The sequence below is a fragment of the Streptomyces sp. TSRI0107 genome (genome assembly GCF_001905845.1).
Lineage (GTDB): Bacteria > Actinomycetota > Actinomycetes > Streptomycetales > Streptomycetaceae > Streptomyces.
Window position 1 is genome coordinate 296027 of sequence record NZ_LIVZ01000003.1, and the last position, 14544, is coordinate 310570.

Here is a 14544-nt window from a genome sequence, read left to right on the forward strand (position 1 = left end):
CCGCGCCACCCGAGGGTGGTCCGTGGGGGCAGCCGATCCACCGGAGAGGACCGATCCCTTGGTACGGATTTCCGTCGACCTGAACCGCTGTCAGGGGTACGCCCAGTGCGCTTTCCTCGCCCCCGACGTCTTCACCATGCACGGCGAGGAGGCGTTGCTCTACGACCCGGACGCCGACGAGGCGCAGCGCGGCAAGCTGACGCAGGCCGCCGCGGCCTGCCCCGTGCAGGCCATCCTGGTCGACTCGGTGGACGCGCCGGCCGAGGCGGTGTCCGGTGTTCGGTGACGGATCCCTGGAGCGCTTCAAGCGGGAAGGCCGCATCGTCGTCGTGGGCGCCTCGCTCGCGGGCCTGCGCGCCGCGGAGACCCTGCGGGAGAAGGGCTTCACGGGCTCACTGACGATGATCGGCGACGAGCCCCACGAGCCGTACGACCGGCCCCCGCTGTCCAAGCAGGTGCTGCTGGGCAGGGCGGCCGCCGACCGCACCGCGCTGCCCAGGCGCCGCTCCGTCGACGCGACCTGGCGGCTCGGCGTCGCGGCCACCGGCCTGGACATGGCGGCCAGGCGGGTGCGGCTGGCCGACGGCGACGAGGTGCCGTACGACCGGCTGCTGATCGCCACCGGTGTGCGGGCGCGGCCCTGGCCACGCGAGGCCGAGGCGGAACTCGACGGGGTCTTCGTGCTGCGCACCCGCGACGACGGTGCCGCGCTCGCGCGGCGGCTGGCCGAGGGGCCCGAACGGGTCCTGGTCATCGGGGCCGGGTTCACCGGCTCGGAGATCGCGTCGGCCTGCCGTGAACGCGGCCTCTCCGTCACCGTCGCCGAGCGCGGCTCGGCGCCCCTGGTCGGCGCGCTCGGCGGGGTGGTCGGCTCGGTCGCCGCCGAACTCCAGCGGGAGCACGGTGTGGACCTGCGGTGCGGTGTCATGGTGACCGCTCTGGAGGGCGACGCCTCGGGACGGGTGCGGGCCGCGCAGCTGTCCGACGGCTCCACGGTGGAGACCGACGTGGTGATCGTCTCGCTGGGCGCCCGGCGCAACACCGACTGGCTCGCCGGGTCGGGGCTCGGGGCCGGGCCCCGCGGCATCGCCTGCGACGCCGGCTGCCGCGCCTTCGACTTCCGGGGGATCGTGACCGACGACATCTACGCGGCGGGCGACGTCGCCCGCTGTCCGCACCCCCTGTTCGGCTACCAGTTCCTGTCGCTGGAGCACTGGGGCAACGCGGTGTCCCAGGCCGACATCGCGGCGCACAACATGCTCAGCGAGAGCACCGACCGCCTCCCCCACATGGAGGTGCCCGCGTTCTGGTCCTCGCAGTTCGGAGTCAACATCAAGTCGGTCGGGGTGCCGTCCCTAGGGACGGAACTCCTCGTCACCCAGGGGTCGCTGGAGGATCACCGGTTCGTCGCCGTCTACGGCTACCAGGGCCGCGTCATCGGCGCGGTCGCCTTCGACCATGCCCGGTGGCTGCCGTTCTACCAGGAGCTGATCGAACGCACCGCGCCGTTCCCGCCGCAGTTCCCGACGGTCGACCGGCGCTCGGACGGCCAGCGGCCGGTCGCCGCGGACTTCCCCGACCCGTCGGTCCCCACCCACGGTCCCACTGTGACCCTCAGCGGATACTCGCCGGCCGACCGCCGGATGACGTTCACTCCCGCGCACTGACCCGCACGGCCCGAGGACTCGCCATGACACCATCCCCGCTGCACCGGATCCTGGACTTCGCCAACCGGGCGAATCCGTACCCGATCTACGAAGAGCTGCGGAAGACGCCCGTCCACCACGAGGACGACGGGCCGTACGTCGTCAGCACCTACTACGAGATCCGCAGTCTCCTGCACGATCCAAGGATCAGTTCCGACGCGCGGAACCTGGCGTCGACCGCCCACGACCCGCTGGCCGAGCCCGCGCAGGACGACGGCGCCCTGCCGCCGAGCTTCCTGCGGCTCGACCCGCCGGAGCACGACCGGCTGCGGCGCATGACGAACCGGTCGTTCGGCCCGCCGCACTGCCCCCGCCGCGTCGACGGGATGCGCGAGGAACTGCACGGCATCGTCTCCGGCCTCATCGACGGCATCGGCGACCCGGGGCGCATCGACCTGGTGGACCAGTTCTCGTACCCGTTCCCGGTGACGGTGATCTGCCGGCTGCTCGGGGTGCCGCGCGAGGACGAGGCGCGCTTTCACACCTGGGCGGACACCATCGCCGCGAGCCTCGACCCGGATCCGGACGCGGATCCCGCCGAGCGGGGCAAGGGCGCGCACGACGCCCGTATGCAGCTGGGCATGTATCTGGCCGGTCTGATCGAGGAGCGGCGCAGGAACCCCGGGGACGACATGCTGTCCGAGCTGGCCACGGCCAAAAGCCCGGACGGCACGATGACCACGATGGAACTGCTCAGCACCGCCGCGCTGCTGCTGATCGCGGGACACGAGACGACCGTCAACCTCGTCACCAACGGCATGCTGACCCTGCTGCGCAACCCCGACGTCCTGCGGCGGCTGCGCGAGGACCCCCGGCTGGCCGTGCCCGTCGTCGAGGAGCTGCTGCGCTTCGAGCCGCCGGTGCAGCTGGTGCCGCAGCGCACCACCCTCGCCGACGTCGAGGTCCGCGGCGTCACCATCCCCAAGGGCGCCTCCCTCTGGCTGGTCCTGGCGTCCGGCAACCGCGACCCGCAGCGTTTCGAGGACCCGGACCGCTTCGACCCGGACCGTGGGGACATCCAGCACCTGGGACTGGGCAGCGGCATCCACAGCTGCTTCGGCGCGCCGCTCGCCCGGCTGGAGGCGCAGCTCGCCCTGTCGGAGCTGGCCCGCAGGCTGGAGAACCCCCGTCTGCTGGAGGACCCTCCGCCGTACCGGCAGAACGCCGTGCTACGCGGACCACGGCATCTGCACGTCGCCTGCGACGGGATCCGCCCCTGAGCAGGGCCCCTATGCTCGAAGGACGAGGTCTGCGGATGCCCGAGGCGGCATCGCTTCCGGCATGGTGATCGACTGCTCCGCGAGTGAGCGGGAAGTGGTCCGATGACGACGACCGCCGGGACCGTCCGGCGGCGTGGCGGGAGGGGACGAGTGGTACCGGTGGTCAAGGAGTGGGCGCACAGACGTCAGGCCTGGGCGGCCAGGGCCGCGCTGCTGTGTGCCGCCGCGGCGTTGTCGCTGCCGCTGGTGGAGGGGGGCATCGGCGGTCTGGTGCTGCTCGTCGTGGGCGTGGCGGGTCTGGCCGTCACCGGCGCCGCGCTGTGGTGGACGCTGTCGCGCCGGGGCGTCCTGCGGATGGCCGCCGCGACGCTGGGCCTGGTCACGCCCGTCGCGGTCGTCACCCTCTTCGCGCAGGCGAACCTGTGGTGGGTGGTGATCGTGTCCGCGCTGCTGTGGTCGGCGGCCGTGTGGAGCGGCCGGTACGCGCTGCGCACCACGGGGCTTCGGTCCAGCCGTGCCAGGGAGTACCGCACGCCGGCCCCGCAGCGGCCCGTGCTGTTGCTCAACCCGCGTTCCGGCGGCGGGAAGGTGGAGCGGTTCGGGCTGCGGGAGAAGGCCGAACGGCTCGGTGCGCGGGTGATCCTGCTCGACCCGGAGCAGCGGCAGGACGTGGTCGCCCTGGCCCGGGAGGCGGTCGCGGACGGCGCCGACCTCCTCGGCGTCGGCGGCGGCGACGGCACCCAGGCCCTGGTGGCGGCGGTGGCCGCCGAGCACGGGCTGCCGTTCATGGTGATCTCCGCCGGTACCCGCAACCACTTCGCGATGGACCTGGGCCTGGACCGCGACGACCCCGCCGCCTGCCTGGACGCGCTCAGCGACGGCGTCGAAGTGCACGTGGACCTGTGCTTCGCGGGTGACCGGCCGTTCGTCAACAACGCCTCGTTCGGGGTGTACGGGACGGTCGTGCAGAGCCCCGGCTACCGCGACGACAAGGTGGGCACGGCGCTGCAGCTGCTGCCCGACCTGCTGTCCCGGCAGCGGGGGCCGCGTCTGACGGCGACCGTCGGCCGCAGCACGATCACCGATCCGCAGGCCGTCCTGGTCAGCAACAACCCCTACCGCCTGGACGACCCGTTCGGCTTCGGCCGGCGCGCTCGGCTGGACTCGGGGCGGCTCGGAGTCGTCACCGTGAAGGTCGACAGCGCGGTCGACGCGGCGGAACTGATCCTGGATCCGCGCGGGATGAGTACGACGACGTCCCACGAGGTGGTCATCGACGCGGACGCGCCCGAGGTGGAGGCCGGTCTCGACGGCGAGGCCCTGGTCCTGCCCACCCCGGTCCGCTGCCGTGTCGAACGCCGCGCGCTGCGCGTCCGCGTGCCCCGCGAACGGCCCGGCGTCCCCGAGCTGCCGCCCCGGCTGGACTGGCGCCGGCTGCGGAAGCTGGCGGCCGCGGTGGGCCGTACGGCCGTGCCGGTCCGGTACCGCGCCGAGGGGTGGGACCGGCGGTGAGCCCCGGCTCCCGGGGCCGCCTGGCCTGCCGTTCGGGGTCGCGGTGAACCGGGCGCCGGTGCCGGCCGTGTTCCTGGACGTCCGACCGGGCCGGTGGCCCGGAGACCGGCGAGAGGAGCGGTACGTCCCGTGCCCACCGACCACGCCTGCCGTGCGGCCGCCGAGCAGGCCGCCCGCGGCCTCACCCCCGTGCGCGCGGTGCTGGTGCCCGCCGACGACGGCGATCCGCCTCCCGCCGAGGTCATGCCCGTGGTGCTGCGCAACTACCTGGGCGGGAACGCGCGGCCGCCCGCACCGAGGGTGTCGGCAGGCAGGCGTCCGGCGCCGGTGGGTCTCGCGACGGGCGCGGTCGTCGTACGGCTGTGCCTCGACGGTCTCGCCGCGGAGACGGCCGGGGCGTTGACGGCGTGGCACGCGGACCTCGGGCGCCGGCTGCGGGAGCTGCTGACCGGTCCGGGTTCGACCGGGCGGCAGGCCGACGCCTGGCAGCCCCTCACGGATCTTCAGCACCGTGCGCACGAGGTGCTGACCGTCATGGCCGACCCCGGCCGGGGTGGTCCGGCGGGACCACGGTTGGTGGCCGCCCGGTTCGACCTGCTGGAGGACGCCGTGTCCGGTGTGCTGCGGCGGATGGCCGTACCGCCCGACACCGCCGCCGTGTGCGCGGGCGCGCTCGCGGGCGCGGCCGGGTCGTTGTTCGGGCTGGCCCGGGACGCGGGCGCGGAGGGCGGGCGGTACTGACCGGCTCAGCCGAGGGTGAGGGTGGCGGCGACCGGCAGATGGTCGCTGCCGGTCTCGGGCAGCGTGCGGATGCCGGTGACGGTCGCCGAGCGGGCCATCACCTGGTCGATCCGGGCCACCGGGAACGCGGCGGGGAAACTGAGGGCGAAGCCCCGCTCCGGCACGTTCATGCGCGAGGTCAGCGGGGACAGCCCGCGGTCGTCGACCGTGCCGTTGAGGTCGCCCAGCAGGACGACGGTCCGCTGCTCCTCGGCGGCGACGGCCCGGCCCAGCAGGGCGGCGCTCTCGTCACGCCGGGCGGACGCGAGGCCGGTCGCGCGGACCCGGACCGAGGGCAGGTGCGCGACGTGGACCGCGATGTCGGCGCGCGGGGTGTGCACCACGGTCCGCAGGCCGCGGTCCCACGGCTCCACGATCCCGGCGGGTTTGATGTCGAGCGGGCGTACACCGCTGATCGGATGCCTGGACCACAGTCCGACGGTGCCCTGGACCGCGTGGTACGGGTATCGCGGCGCGAGCGCCTTCTCGTAGCGCGGCAGCGCCTCGGGCAGCAGTTCCTGCAGCGCGATGAGGTCGGGCCCGGCGTCGGCGAGGGCGCGGGCCGTGCCCTCCGGGTCGGGGTTCTCGTCGCTGACGTTGTGCTGGACGACGACCAGGTCGTGCGGGCCGGGCCGCGCCGCGGGCAGGAGCAGGCCTGCGAAGAGGTGCGTCCAGGCCGCGACCGGCAGGAGGACGGCCAGCAGGGCCAGGGCGGACCGGCGCAGCAACGCCAGGACGAACAGCAGGACGACGAGCAGGCCGAGCCACGGCAGGAAGGACTCCAGCAGACTGCCCAGCCGGCCCACCCGGTTGGGCACCGCCCGGTGGCAGGCCGGCAGCGCGGCCGTCAGCACCGAGAGCGCGGCGAGCACCCGGCCCGGCCGCCGGCGCCACGCCCACCGGGGCCGCGGCGCCGGGCCGGTCGCCGGTCCCGGAGCCACCGAGGTGGTCATCGGACCGGCTCGCGCATCATGAACACGTCGACCGGATCCTCGCTCTCGAGCGTGAACCCGTGCCGCTCGTACAGCCGTCGGGCCGGGCTGCCCCGCAACACGTTCAGCCGGACGGGGACACCGTCGCGGTCGCACCGCTCCAGGAGAGCGCGCAGCACGGCCGTACCGATCCCGCAGCCCTGGAGGCGCGGCGCCAGGTAGAAGTGCTCCAGCCAGTGGGCGTCCTCCGCCGGGCGCAGTGCCACGCTCCCGGCGAAGGCGCCGCCGACCTCGATCACCCAGGTGTGGGCCGGGTCGAAGCCGTCGCGCAGCCGTCGGCGCACCCGCTGCGCGTCGTACCGCCCGAGCCGTTCCAGATCGGCTCGCAGCACGGTCGCGCGCAGTTCGGCCACGGCGTCGACGTCCGACGCCGACGCCGGCCGTATGTCCCAGTGCGCCATGACCGCGTCAGCGGAGGAAAGTGGTGCGCATGTGCTCGTCGATGCGCTTCGTCCAGGCGTCCTGGTCCAGTTCCGCGTACTCGAACAGGTGCGGGCCGGACGAACCGGTGATCAGGTCCAGCGAGTCGGGACGGGCCACGAACACCGACTCCAGCTGGCCGGCCCGGCCGTAGTGCTGCGGGAACCAGGTCTCGATCTCCTGCCAGTAGCCGACCTTCGAGTTCTGCCCGCCCCTCGGCGTGCCGAGCTTCACCTCGGCCTCGTCGAAGCGGAAGCCCAGGTCGGCGTAGGCCTGGAGGATCGCGTCCTGCGCGGGCAGCGCGTGCACCTGGAACTCGTCGAAGTCGCCCTTGTCGACGGACTTGTCGATGGCCAGCTCGGTGCGCACCGCCACCCGCGCGCCCCGCAGCGACCGGCCGCCCAGCACATGGGTGAGCGGCATCTCCCACGGCAGCTGGACGGCGATCCGCTCGGTGCGGTGCTCGCCCGCGTGCAGGGTCAGCGGGCCGTCGACGGCCGCCGAGACGATCGTCAGCGGGTTCTCCCAGCCGGTCTCGGTCTGCTCGCGGTCCTCCGCGCGCGTCACCACGTCCAGCCGCAGCCGCTCCACCTCGACGTCCGCACCGCCGCCGCGCAGGTGGACGGTCGCCTCCAGCACGTCCCCCGGACGTACGACGGCGGTGCCGAGCACGGTGTCCACCTCGGGGGCGTTGATACCGAGCGAACTCAGGAACTTGCGGAATGCCATGACGGGTTCCCCTCCCCGGACGATCACGACGATCTTCTCCGGGGCACCCTACGCTCGGCCGGGACGAAGATCGAGGCTGGGGCGGCCCCGAACGTGATCCGCCGTGCGGCCGGGGCCGCTCAGGGGAAGTACGACTGGAGCGTGCCCCGGCGCCGGATGTCGAGGGTGGCGCAGTGGAACGAGCCGCCGAACGCCGCGTAGTGCAGCAGGTCGCAGGGGATCGGTTCGAAGCCCCATTTCTCCAGCGCGCGCAGCATGCCGGTGTGATGCCGCTCCGCGATGACCCGCCTTTCGTCGATCATGAGCACGTTCATGCTGAGCCACCGGCCGCACATCGAGGTGACCTTGAGCAGGCGGTCCCTGATGGGCTCCGGCTCCGGGGCGACCAGGATGTCCCACGAGTCCAGGATCCCGGGCAGGCGGTCGGCGTCCACGTACTCCGGGTTGATCAGCACCTTGCCGGGGGCGAGCGGCACGAACGTCGTGTCGATGTGCATGGGTGTGCGGCAGCGGCTGTCGATCTGGTGGATGCGGTAGGCGGGTCCGAGGTGGCGGCGCAGCCACTCGATGCCCATCCGGTTGGTGACGTTGCTCCGCGTGACGAACAGATCGCGTCCCGCCCGTACGAAGTCCGCCGCGTCGAACACCGGCTCGAACTCGGTGAGGATGTAGCGCATCGGCTCGCCGTCCCGGGGGATGCGGAACCCCTCCTCGAACAGCGCGTCGGTCAGCTGCGGCTTCGGCGCCGACGTCCAGCGTGCCCCGCGCCGGAAGTAGTCCTTGAGGATCGAGCGGTACGAGTGGGTCTCGAAGTACCGGCACGGCCAGGCCATCGGGGTCTCGATGATCTCGTCGCCGATCACGAGCATGCTGTCGCGCGGACAGGTGTTGCAGAAGCCGCGTGACGACCAGTCGGGCGTGCTGAAACGCTGCCGGTGGTCGACGGGGTCCGGGCGCCGGACCGTGACGCCGAGCGACCGCAGCAGGGCGATGAACTGGTCCAGCTCCTCCTGGGCGCGCTCGATCATCGCGCGCGGGTACCGGTGGCCGGCGGCGAGCCCCTGCACGCGGGCCGCCCACGGCGGCATGTTGCAGGCGACGACCGGATGACTGGAGGGGATGGTCGCGCCGTCGAGACGGCCCACGACGATCTCCTCCAGCGGGTCCCACTCGTTGTGGGAGTTGACCGGGGAGACCAGCGGTTCGACGAGGTCGGCGGTCGTGGCCGAGGGCGCCGCCATCACACGCGCCCTTCGGTCCGGGCGGCGGCACCGCAGACCGCCGCCACCACAACCGCCGTCGCTGTCGCTGTCGCTGTCGCCGTCAGAACGCCGGAACCCCGTACCAGTGCCATGCCCAACCGCCCCAGATCACACGAAATCATGATTGAGTGTAATCATTACTTCACGCTGAGTGAAGCACCGTCAGGTGAAACCTCCCTCGTCGGGAGGGAGGAGGGGCCCCAGCGGTCCGAGGTCGAGGTTGAGGTCTTCGAGAGTGAGGCCGTAGCGGTCGCACAGTTCGGCCATCCGGTCGTGGAGGAGCATCAGGGTCAGGCCCAGCCGCTCCTCCTGTTCGTCGGTCAGGTCGCCCTGGTCGACGCGGTGCAGGGCCTGCCGTTCCATCAACTGGCGCAGCAGCTCGACGAGGGTGAGGACCAGTCTGACGAGGTCGCGTTCCACCGTGTCGGGGTCGGCGTGCAGCCGTCGCAGGGCGGGCTGGCCGGCGGCCGGCGGCGTGATGTCGTCCGGCCGGGCGGGCAGCAGCGAGAACGCGCGGTTCGCGGCCTCGGTCACCTGCCGCAGCCGGTCGGCGCGCGGACGGTCAGCCGGACTCGTCATGGCCGCCTTCGTCGAGTTCCGGGGACGCCTGGGGCGGCAGCACCGGCGCCCACTGCTCCGCCAGCTGCGCCCGGACGGAGACCAGCACCGCGCGCAGCGAGATCCGCACCAGGTCGATGTCGGCGATCGACAGCACGACGTCGCCGGTGATCACCACCCCGCCGCTGAGCAGGCGGTCGAGGAGATCGATCAGCGCGACCTGCCGCCCGCTGATCGGGCGGTCGTCGTCGCGGTGGGCCGGGTGCTCCGTCATCACCGCCGCGCCCCCTCCGGCAGCGTGGTGAAGGAGTACGGCGCCCACGGGCCGGTGACCTCCACCCGTACGCCGGGCAGGTCGTCGGCGGCGTGCCGCATCCGCTCGCGGAACTCGTCGGCGAGCCGGCGCGGGACGAGATAGGCGTCGTTGGCGACGTTCCGGCCGGGCCCCTCGGCCAGGTCGCCCTGCTGCGGACGGTGCCGGGCGCGGTCCACCGCCAGTCCCCGGGCCTGCTCCTCCGTCCGCCGCACGGCGGCCTCGGCGGCCCGCCAGACGTCCTCGCGGCTTTGGTACTGCTGCCTGCGGCGCCGCAGGTACGCGCGTCCGGAGTCCGGCTCGTCGGCGGATGCGCCGGGGGAGCCGTGGCCGCCGGACGCCGGCGACGGGGCGGCCTGGGCGGGCGCGGCTTCGGCGTACACCTTCACGCCCCATTCGACGTGCCCTTCCAGCCGGTCCAGCAGCGCGGTGAAGGCCTGCTCCCGGTCGCTCAGCATCTCCTCGACGCGGGCGTCGTCGCGGTACACGGTGGCCAGTCGCAGCGGGAGGACCGTGGTGTGCGCGGCCAGCGTGTCGACGACGAGGTGGTGTGCCCGGGCCGTCGCCTCGAGCCAGTCCAGGTCCTCCAGGCGCGATCTCAGCGCCGTCTCGGAGAACTCGTCGCCGGGCACCGTGCTGACGGCGCCGGACACCGTACGGGCGCCGACCACCGTCACCGGCGCCCCGGCCACCCCGCGCACCCCGGCGAGTGCGGTACGGGCCGACGCCGTGGCCGCGCCGGGGACGACGGCGTAGACGTAGCTCAGCTGCCCGCTCACGGCTCTCGGTCCCGCCCCTCTTCGGCGCTGCGCTTGCGCCGGGGGCGCCGCGGCTCGGCGCCGGGCTCCCGCTCCGCGTCGCGGGAGCGGCGGGTGCCGCTCGATCCGCGCGGCGGCAGCTCGGCCCGGGTGTCCGACTCCTCGACGCGTTTGCGCAGCTCCCTGAGCTCGGCGCGCAGTTGCTCGTTCTGTTCCTCGAGGCTGTTCCGCTCCTCGATGGTGGGCCGGTTGTCCGCGCGTGAGGACAGCTCGGGATCGCGCTCCCACCAGTCGATGCCGATCTCCTTGGCCTTGTCCACCGAGGCCACGAGGAGGCGGAGCTTGATGGTGAGCAGCTCGATGTCGAGCAGGTTGACCTTGATGTCGCCGACGATCACGATGCCCTTGTCGAGCACCCGTTCAAGGATGTCGGCGAGGTTCGCGCCGGAGCCGGACTGCTGGCCGTACGGTGCGAGGGACCGGGACGGCGGGAAGCCGGCGGAGTCGGGCTGGGTCACGACTCACTCGGCCTGTCGTCGCGGTTCCGGTCGTCTTCTTCGTCTTCTTCGTCTTCCTCTTCCTCGTCCTCCTCGTCCCAGTCGTCCTCCTCGTCGGACGCGTAGTCCTTGTCGGAGGCGGCCGGCTGCTCCTCGTCGTCGTACTCCTCTTCTTCCTCCTCTTCGTCCTCGTCCCGCCCCTCGGGCTCCTCTTCCTCCTCTTTCTCCTCTTCCTCCTCTTCCTCCTCGTCCCGCCCCTCAGGCTCCTCTTCCTTCCCTTCCCCCTCGTCCCGCCCCTCGGGCTTCTCCTCCGCTGCCTTCTGTTCCTCCTCTTCGACCTCCTCTGGTGTGCGCACCACCTCGCCGTCCTGGATCTCGCCGCGCCAGCCACCGGTGGCCTCGCCGCGCATCATCACGAAGGTGCGGTAGAGCTTCAGATCGAGGCGTGCGCGGCGGCCCTGGGCCCGTACCAGGCCGCCGATCCGCTCGACGGGTCCCTTGGGGTAGTACCGCAGGACGAGGAGCACCTTGGTCAGGTTCTCGCCGATCGGGTGGAAGGTGACGACGCCCTTGGTGGTGGCCTTCTGGCCCTCCGACGTCCAGGCGATCCGCTCGTCGGGCACCTGCTCGGTGATCGTGCCCCGCCAGTCGCGTTTCGCCTTGGCGACCTTCACATGCCACTGCGTGGTGGTGTCGTCCGTCTGCTCCACCCCGACCACGCCCTTGGCGAACCGTCCGAACTCCTCGAACTGCGTCCACTGGTCGTAAGCCTCGCGCACGGGGACGCCCACGTCGATGTCCTCGATGATGGTCAGGCCCTTGCCCGCCGCGTCCGGGGTCTTGTCCCCCGCCCCGCCGCCCTTGAGGCTTTCGAGCCCCTGGCGTCCGACGTCCTTGGCCTTGTCCACCACGGCGTCCTTGGCGTGGACGGCGGTGCTCTTGGCGAGCGAGGTCAGCACTCCCCCTTTGGAGGGCATGTGGCCCTGGAGCAGCTTGCCGCCGCCCCGGGCGGCCGCGCCGACCAGCCCTCGCGGGCCGATGTGCGCCTCGCCCAGCCGGCGTGCGCCCTCTCCCATCCGGCGGCCCACGTCCTGCAGCATCAGCTGGACCCGGGCCTCGACGTAGCTCTGCAGTTCCTCCTTCAGCCGGTCCATGCCCTGCGGCTGCTGCCGCGCCTTGCCGCCTGCCTTGTCCGCCTTGTCCGCCTTGCCCGCCGCCGAGCCGCGTCCCTTCACGGCTTGCTCAGCCATCGTCCGGCCTCCTCGACTTTGAGGTGCCGCGGCGCGGACGGCTGCGGGCGGAAGACGCCTTCTTCGTGCCGTCGTCACCCTCGTCAGTCCCCTCGGTCTCGTCGGTACCGGTCTCCTCGGTCTCGGCAGCCTCCTCGGCCTGCTCGGCCTCGGCCTCGTCCTCTTCCTCTTCCTCGTCGGTGTCCTGGTCCTCTGCCGCGTGTGCCTTGTCCCGCAGTCCGGTCGTACGCGCGTGCAGGGCGTCGGCCAGGTTGTCGGCCTTCGCCGTGAGCACCGAGGTCGCCGCCGCCTTCCCCGCGCCCGCCAGTTCCGTCCGCACCTGCTTGGTGAGGGTGTCGACGAAGGGGGAGTCCTGGAGCATCTTGCCGACCTGCGCCGGGTTGATCCGCGAGCCGGCCAGCATCGAGCCGAGGCCGATCGCGAGCTTGCCCTTCTTCGTCCGGCCCAGCACATAGCCACCCAGGAGGGCCGCGCCGATCTTGGCGTTCTTCATGTCCTTCTTCCTTCCTCGCCCCGCGGCCCGCGGTTCGCGGGTCCGTGCGTCACGGCCCTCACTGCCCGCCACGTTGCAGGTGGTAGGCCCGGATCTCCTGCAGGCGGTCCAGCAGCGCCTGCTCCTGCGCCGCGAACTCCTCCTCGTCCAACCCGCCCTCCTCCCGCGCCCGCTCCAGGTTGATCAGGGCCTCCTGGACGGGGGCCGGGTCGTAGTACTCGTCCTCGGCCGCCTTGACCACCTTGTCGAGCACCCAGCCGATGCCCCGCACGGGGGCGAACGGCAGCAGGAACACCTCTCCGACCAGTCCCATATCGCCTCCTCGTGCCGTCCGATGCCGTTCGGTGCCCGGCTCAGACGAAGCTGTACGGCGGCAGCGGCCCCCGCAGCCGGATCTCCACGCCCTCGCCGTAGCGCTCCGCCAGGTCGCGGCAGGCCTGGCTGAACTCCTCCGCCTGTGCGTCGTCGACCAGGAAGGAGGCGTTCACGAAGTACTGTTTGGACGGCGGCGAGACCTTCTCCGTCAGCGCGAGGGGCCGCAGTGCGGCCAGGACCTCCTCGGCCAGGGCCTCGTCGCGGGCCTGCAGGCCCTGGGCCACCAGCTCCCCGAGGGCCAGCCGGTCGTCGTAGGTCCCGCTGCCGTCGCGGGTGCGCTCGTTCAGCTCCCGGGCCTGGGCGTTCTCCTCCAGGACGGCACGCAGCGCGGCGTCCTCGTCCTGGATGCCCTTGACGTTGAACTCCGCCCGCCCGGTGAGCTCGTCCAGCCGCTGCGCCAGGGCGTCGGCCCGCTCCTCCAGCAGGGCGCTCACGGCGTCCTCGTCCTGGGCGACGAACCCGAAGCCCAGCGGCAGGACGGGGCCGTCGGCCCACAGCCGCTCCGCGACACCGTGGTGCGCCATCAGGTCGTGTCGCCCGACCGAAAGGGTCTCGCCCGCCTCGCTGACGACGGCGCACACGGGGTCTCCACGGATCACCCGGAGTTCGGCGGGCGGCTCGCCCACGCCCTCGGCACCGTCCAGACGCAGGGGGTGCGATGCCTTGGTGATCGCGTACACGTACACGGCCATCGCCCGCTCACTCCTCCTCGTCCCGCGCGGAACGGCGCTCCTTCGCGGGGCGGCGGCCGGATCCGCGCTCCTCGGGTTCCTTCTCGTGCCGCCCCTTGGTGAGCGACTCGGTGACCGCCTCGACGGCGCCGGTCAGTGCTCCTTTGCTCTTGCCGCGGGCCCCGCTCTCGACGGTGCCCTGGACGATGTCGGAGAGCTGTGCCGGAGCCTTGCGGCCCGCCTCGAGGTCGAGCCGGTTGCAGGCTTCGGCGAAGCGCAGATACGTGTCGACGCTCGCGACGACGACCCGTGCGTCGATCTTCGCGATCTCGATGCCCACCAGGGACACCCGCACGAAGGCGTCGATCACCAGGCCCCGGTCGAGGACGAGTTCGAGCACGTCGTAGAGATTTCCTCCGCCGCCGCCACCACCGGCTCCGGCCACACCACTGTTGCCCTGGGGCATCACAGTCACGGTGTCTTCCCTTCCAGCGAAGGGGAACCGATCTAACGCCGCCCGTCCGTCCTGTCGATCTGCGAACGCGTGTAACGGCGCCCGCGCTCGTATGCCAGCAGCTGTCCGGCGGGGTCCAGTTCCACTCGGTAGCTGGCCATCACGCTGGTCGTCGCCGGAATGCGTTCCAGCTCCATGACCTCTACGTCGGCTTCCCAGCCCCGCTCGGTCGGCTTCAGCGACGAGACGGACTCCGGTGCCCGGCCCAACAACTCGGTGAGCTGGGCGATCGCACTGCGCATCGCCTCCGGGGCGGACACGCGCTCCTCGGCGGACTCCTGCTGTGACGGGGGACTAGCCTTGTTCGGCTCACGGTCGCTCGTGATCATTCACCTTCTCGGTCGTACTCCCATCATCAACCCTCGCGTGTGACCCACGCCACTCCTGCACCGCTCGATGTCCGAGGAGGAGCCCGGTCGCCCGGCGGCGCCGGTCCGGTCGCGGGCGTGGCGCGGGGCGGCGACGCTGGGACGGCACGGGTGGGAAGGCGCGGC

At 72.5% G+C, this 14544-nt stretch carries 19 protein-coding genes; 5 read left to right on the top strand and 14 right to left on the bottom strand.

What is annotated here, in order from left to right; all coding sequences use genetic code 11:
• Positions 1-58: 58 nt before the first annotated feature.
• From AMK31_RS08245 to AMK31_RS08265, 5 genes are all read left to right on the top strand, one after another.
• Positions 59-286 carry a ferredoxin gene (locus tag AMK31_RS08245; protein ID WP_073939716.1) on the top strand — a complete coding sequence of 76 codons (228 nt, stop codon included), beginning with the start codon at positions 59-61 and terminating at the stop codon, positions 284-286.
• Complete coding sequence (locus tag AMK31_RS08250) at positions 276-1667, top strand: NAD(P)/FAD-dependent oxidoreductase (RefSeq protein ID WP_073939717.1); 1392 nt, start codon at positions 276-278, stop codon at positions 1665-1667. Before AMK31_RS08245 ends, AMK31_RS08250 begins: the two co-directional genes overlap by 11 nt.
• A gap of 23 nt (positions 1668-1690) precedes the next feature.
• The gene (locus tag AMK31_RS08255; RefSeq protein WP_073939718.1) at positions 1691-2926 is read left to right on the top strand and encodes a cytochrome P450; all 1236 of its coding nucleotides are present in this window, start codon (positions 1691-1693) and stop codon (positions 2924-2926) included.
• Between the two features lie 102 nt (positions 2927-3028).
• Complete coding sequence (locus AMK31_RS08260) at positions 3029-4438, top strand: diacylglycerol/lipid kinase family protein (protein WP_079186768.1); 1410 nt, start codon at positions 3029-3031, stop codon at positions 4436-4438.
• A 129-nt stretch (positions 4439-4567) separates the two neighbouring features.
• Positions 4568-5179 carry a hypothetical protein gene (locus AMK31_RS08265; protein WP_073939720.1) on the top strand — a complete coding sequence of 204 codons (612 nt, stop codon included), beginning with the start codon at positions 4568-4570 and terminating at the stop codon, positions 5177-5179.
• Between the two features lie 5 nt (positions 5180-5184).
• Here the strand turns inward: AMK31_RS08265 and AMK31_RS08270 are convergent, their stop codons facing one another.
• From AMK31_RS08270 to AMK31_RS08335, 14 genes are all read right to left on the bottom strand, one after another.
• The gene (locus AMK31_RS08270) at positions 5185-6171 is read right to left on the bottom strand and encodes an endonuclease/exonuclease/phosphatase family protein (RefSeq protein ID WP_073939721.1); all 987 of its coding nucleotides are present in this window, start codon (positions 6169-6171) and stop codon (positions 5185-5187) included.
• The gene (locus AMK31_RS08275) at positions 6168-6611 is read right to left on the bottom strand and encodes a GNAT family N-acetyltransferase (protein ID WP_073939722.1); all 444 of its coding nucleotides are present in this window, start codon (positions 6609-6611) and stop codon (positions 6168-6170) included. Before AMK31_RS08275 ends, AMK31_RS08270 begins: the two co-directional genes overlap by 4 nt.
• Before the next feature lie 7 nt (positions 6612-6618).
• Positions 6619-7359: a sporulation protein gene (locus tag AMK31_RS08280; protein ID WP_073939723.1), complete on the bottom strand. Its 741-nt coding sequence runs from the start codon at positions 7357-7359 to the stop codon at positions 6619-6621.
• Positions 7360-7478: 119 nt separating this feature from the next.
• Positions 7479-8600 carry an amidinotransferase gene (locus AMK31_RS08285; RefSeq protein ID WP_073939724.1) on the bottom strand — a complete coding sequence of 374 codons (1122 nt, stop codon included), beginning with the start codon at positions 8598-8600 and terminating at the stop codon, positions 7479-7481.
• Between the two features lie 183 nt (positions 8601-8783).
• Positions 8784-9200: a gas vesicle protein K gene (locus AMK31_RS08290; RefSeq protein ID WP_073939725.1), complete on the bottom strand. Its 417-nt coding sequence runs from the start codon at positions 9198-9200 to the stop codon at positions 8784-8786.
• A complete protein-coding gene (locus AMK31_RS08295) occupies positions 9184-9453 on the bottom strand; it encodes a gas vesicle protein (RefSeq protein ID WP_073939726.1) in 270 nt (89 codons plus the stop codon). The genes AMK31_RS08290 and AMK31_RS08295 overlap by 17 nt, the downstream gene beginning before the upstream one ends.
• Positions 9453-10271 (bottom strand): GvpL/GvpF family gas vesicle protein, encoded by an 819-nt coding sequence (locus AMK31_RS08300; protein ID WP_073939727.1) that lies wholly within the window; start codon positions 10269-10271, stop codon positions 9453-9455. Before AMK31_RS08300 ends, AMK31_RS08295 begins: the two co-directional genes overlap by 1 nt.
• Positions 10268-10768, bottom strand: a complete 501-nt coding sequence (locus AMK31_RS08305; RefSeq protein WP_073939728.1) for a gas vesicle protein — start codon at positions 10766-10768, stop codon at positions 10268-10270. Before AMK31_RS08305 ends, AMK31_RS08300 begins: the two co-directional genes overlap by 4 nt.
• Positions 10765-11997: an SRPBCC family protein gene (locus tag AMK31_RS08310; RefSeq protein WP_073939729.1), complete on the bottom strand. Its 1233-nt coding sequence runs from the start codon at positions 11995-11997 to the stop codon at positions 10765-10767. Before AMK31_RS08310 ends, AMK31_RS08305 begins: the two co-directional genes overlap by 4 nt.
• Complete coding sequence (locus tag AMK31_RS08315) at positions 11990-12490, bottom strand: hypothetical protein (protein WP_073939730.1); 501 nt, start codon at positions 12488-12490, stop codon at positions 11990-11992. The genes AMK31_RS08310 and AMK31_RS08315 overlap by 8 nt, the downstream gene beginning before the upstream one ends.
• Positions 12491-12548: 58 nt before the next feature.
• Positions 12549-12803 (bottom strand): gas vesicle protein GvpG, encoded by a 255-nt coding sequence (locus AMK31_RS08320; RefSeq protein WP_073939731.1) that lies wholly within the window; start codon positions 12801-12803, stop codon positions 12549-12551.
• 40 nt (positions 12804-12843) lie between these two features.
• Positions 12844-13557 carry a GvpL/GvpF family gas vesicle protein gene (locus AMK31_RS08325; RefSeq protein WP_073939732.1) on the bottom strand — a complete coding sequence of 238 codons (714 nt, stop codon included), beginning with the start codon at positions 13555-13557 and terminating at the stop codon, positions 12844-12846.
• Positions 13558-13564: 7 nt separating this feature from the next.
• On the bottom strand, positions 13565-14011 hold the full coding sequence (locus AMK31_RS08330; protein ID WP_385310384.1) for a gas vesicle structural protein GvpA: 447 nt from the start codon (positions 14009-14011) through the stop codon (positions 13565-13567).
• A gap of 32 nt (positions 14012-14043) precedes the next feature.
• The gene (locus AMK31_RS08335) at positions 14044-14379 is read right to left on the bottom strand and encodes a gas vesicle protein GvpO (protein ID WP_073939734.1); all 336 of its coding nucleotides are present in this window, start codon (positions 14377-14379) and stop codon (positions 14044-14046) included.
• Positions 14380-14544 lie beyond the last annotated feature (165 nt).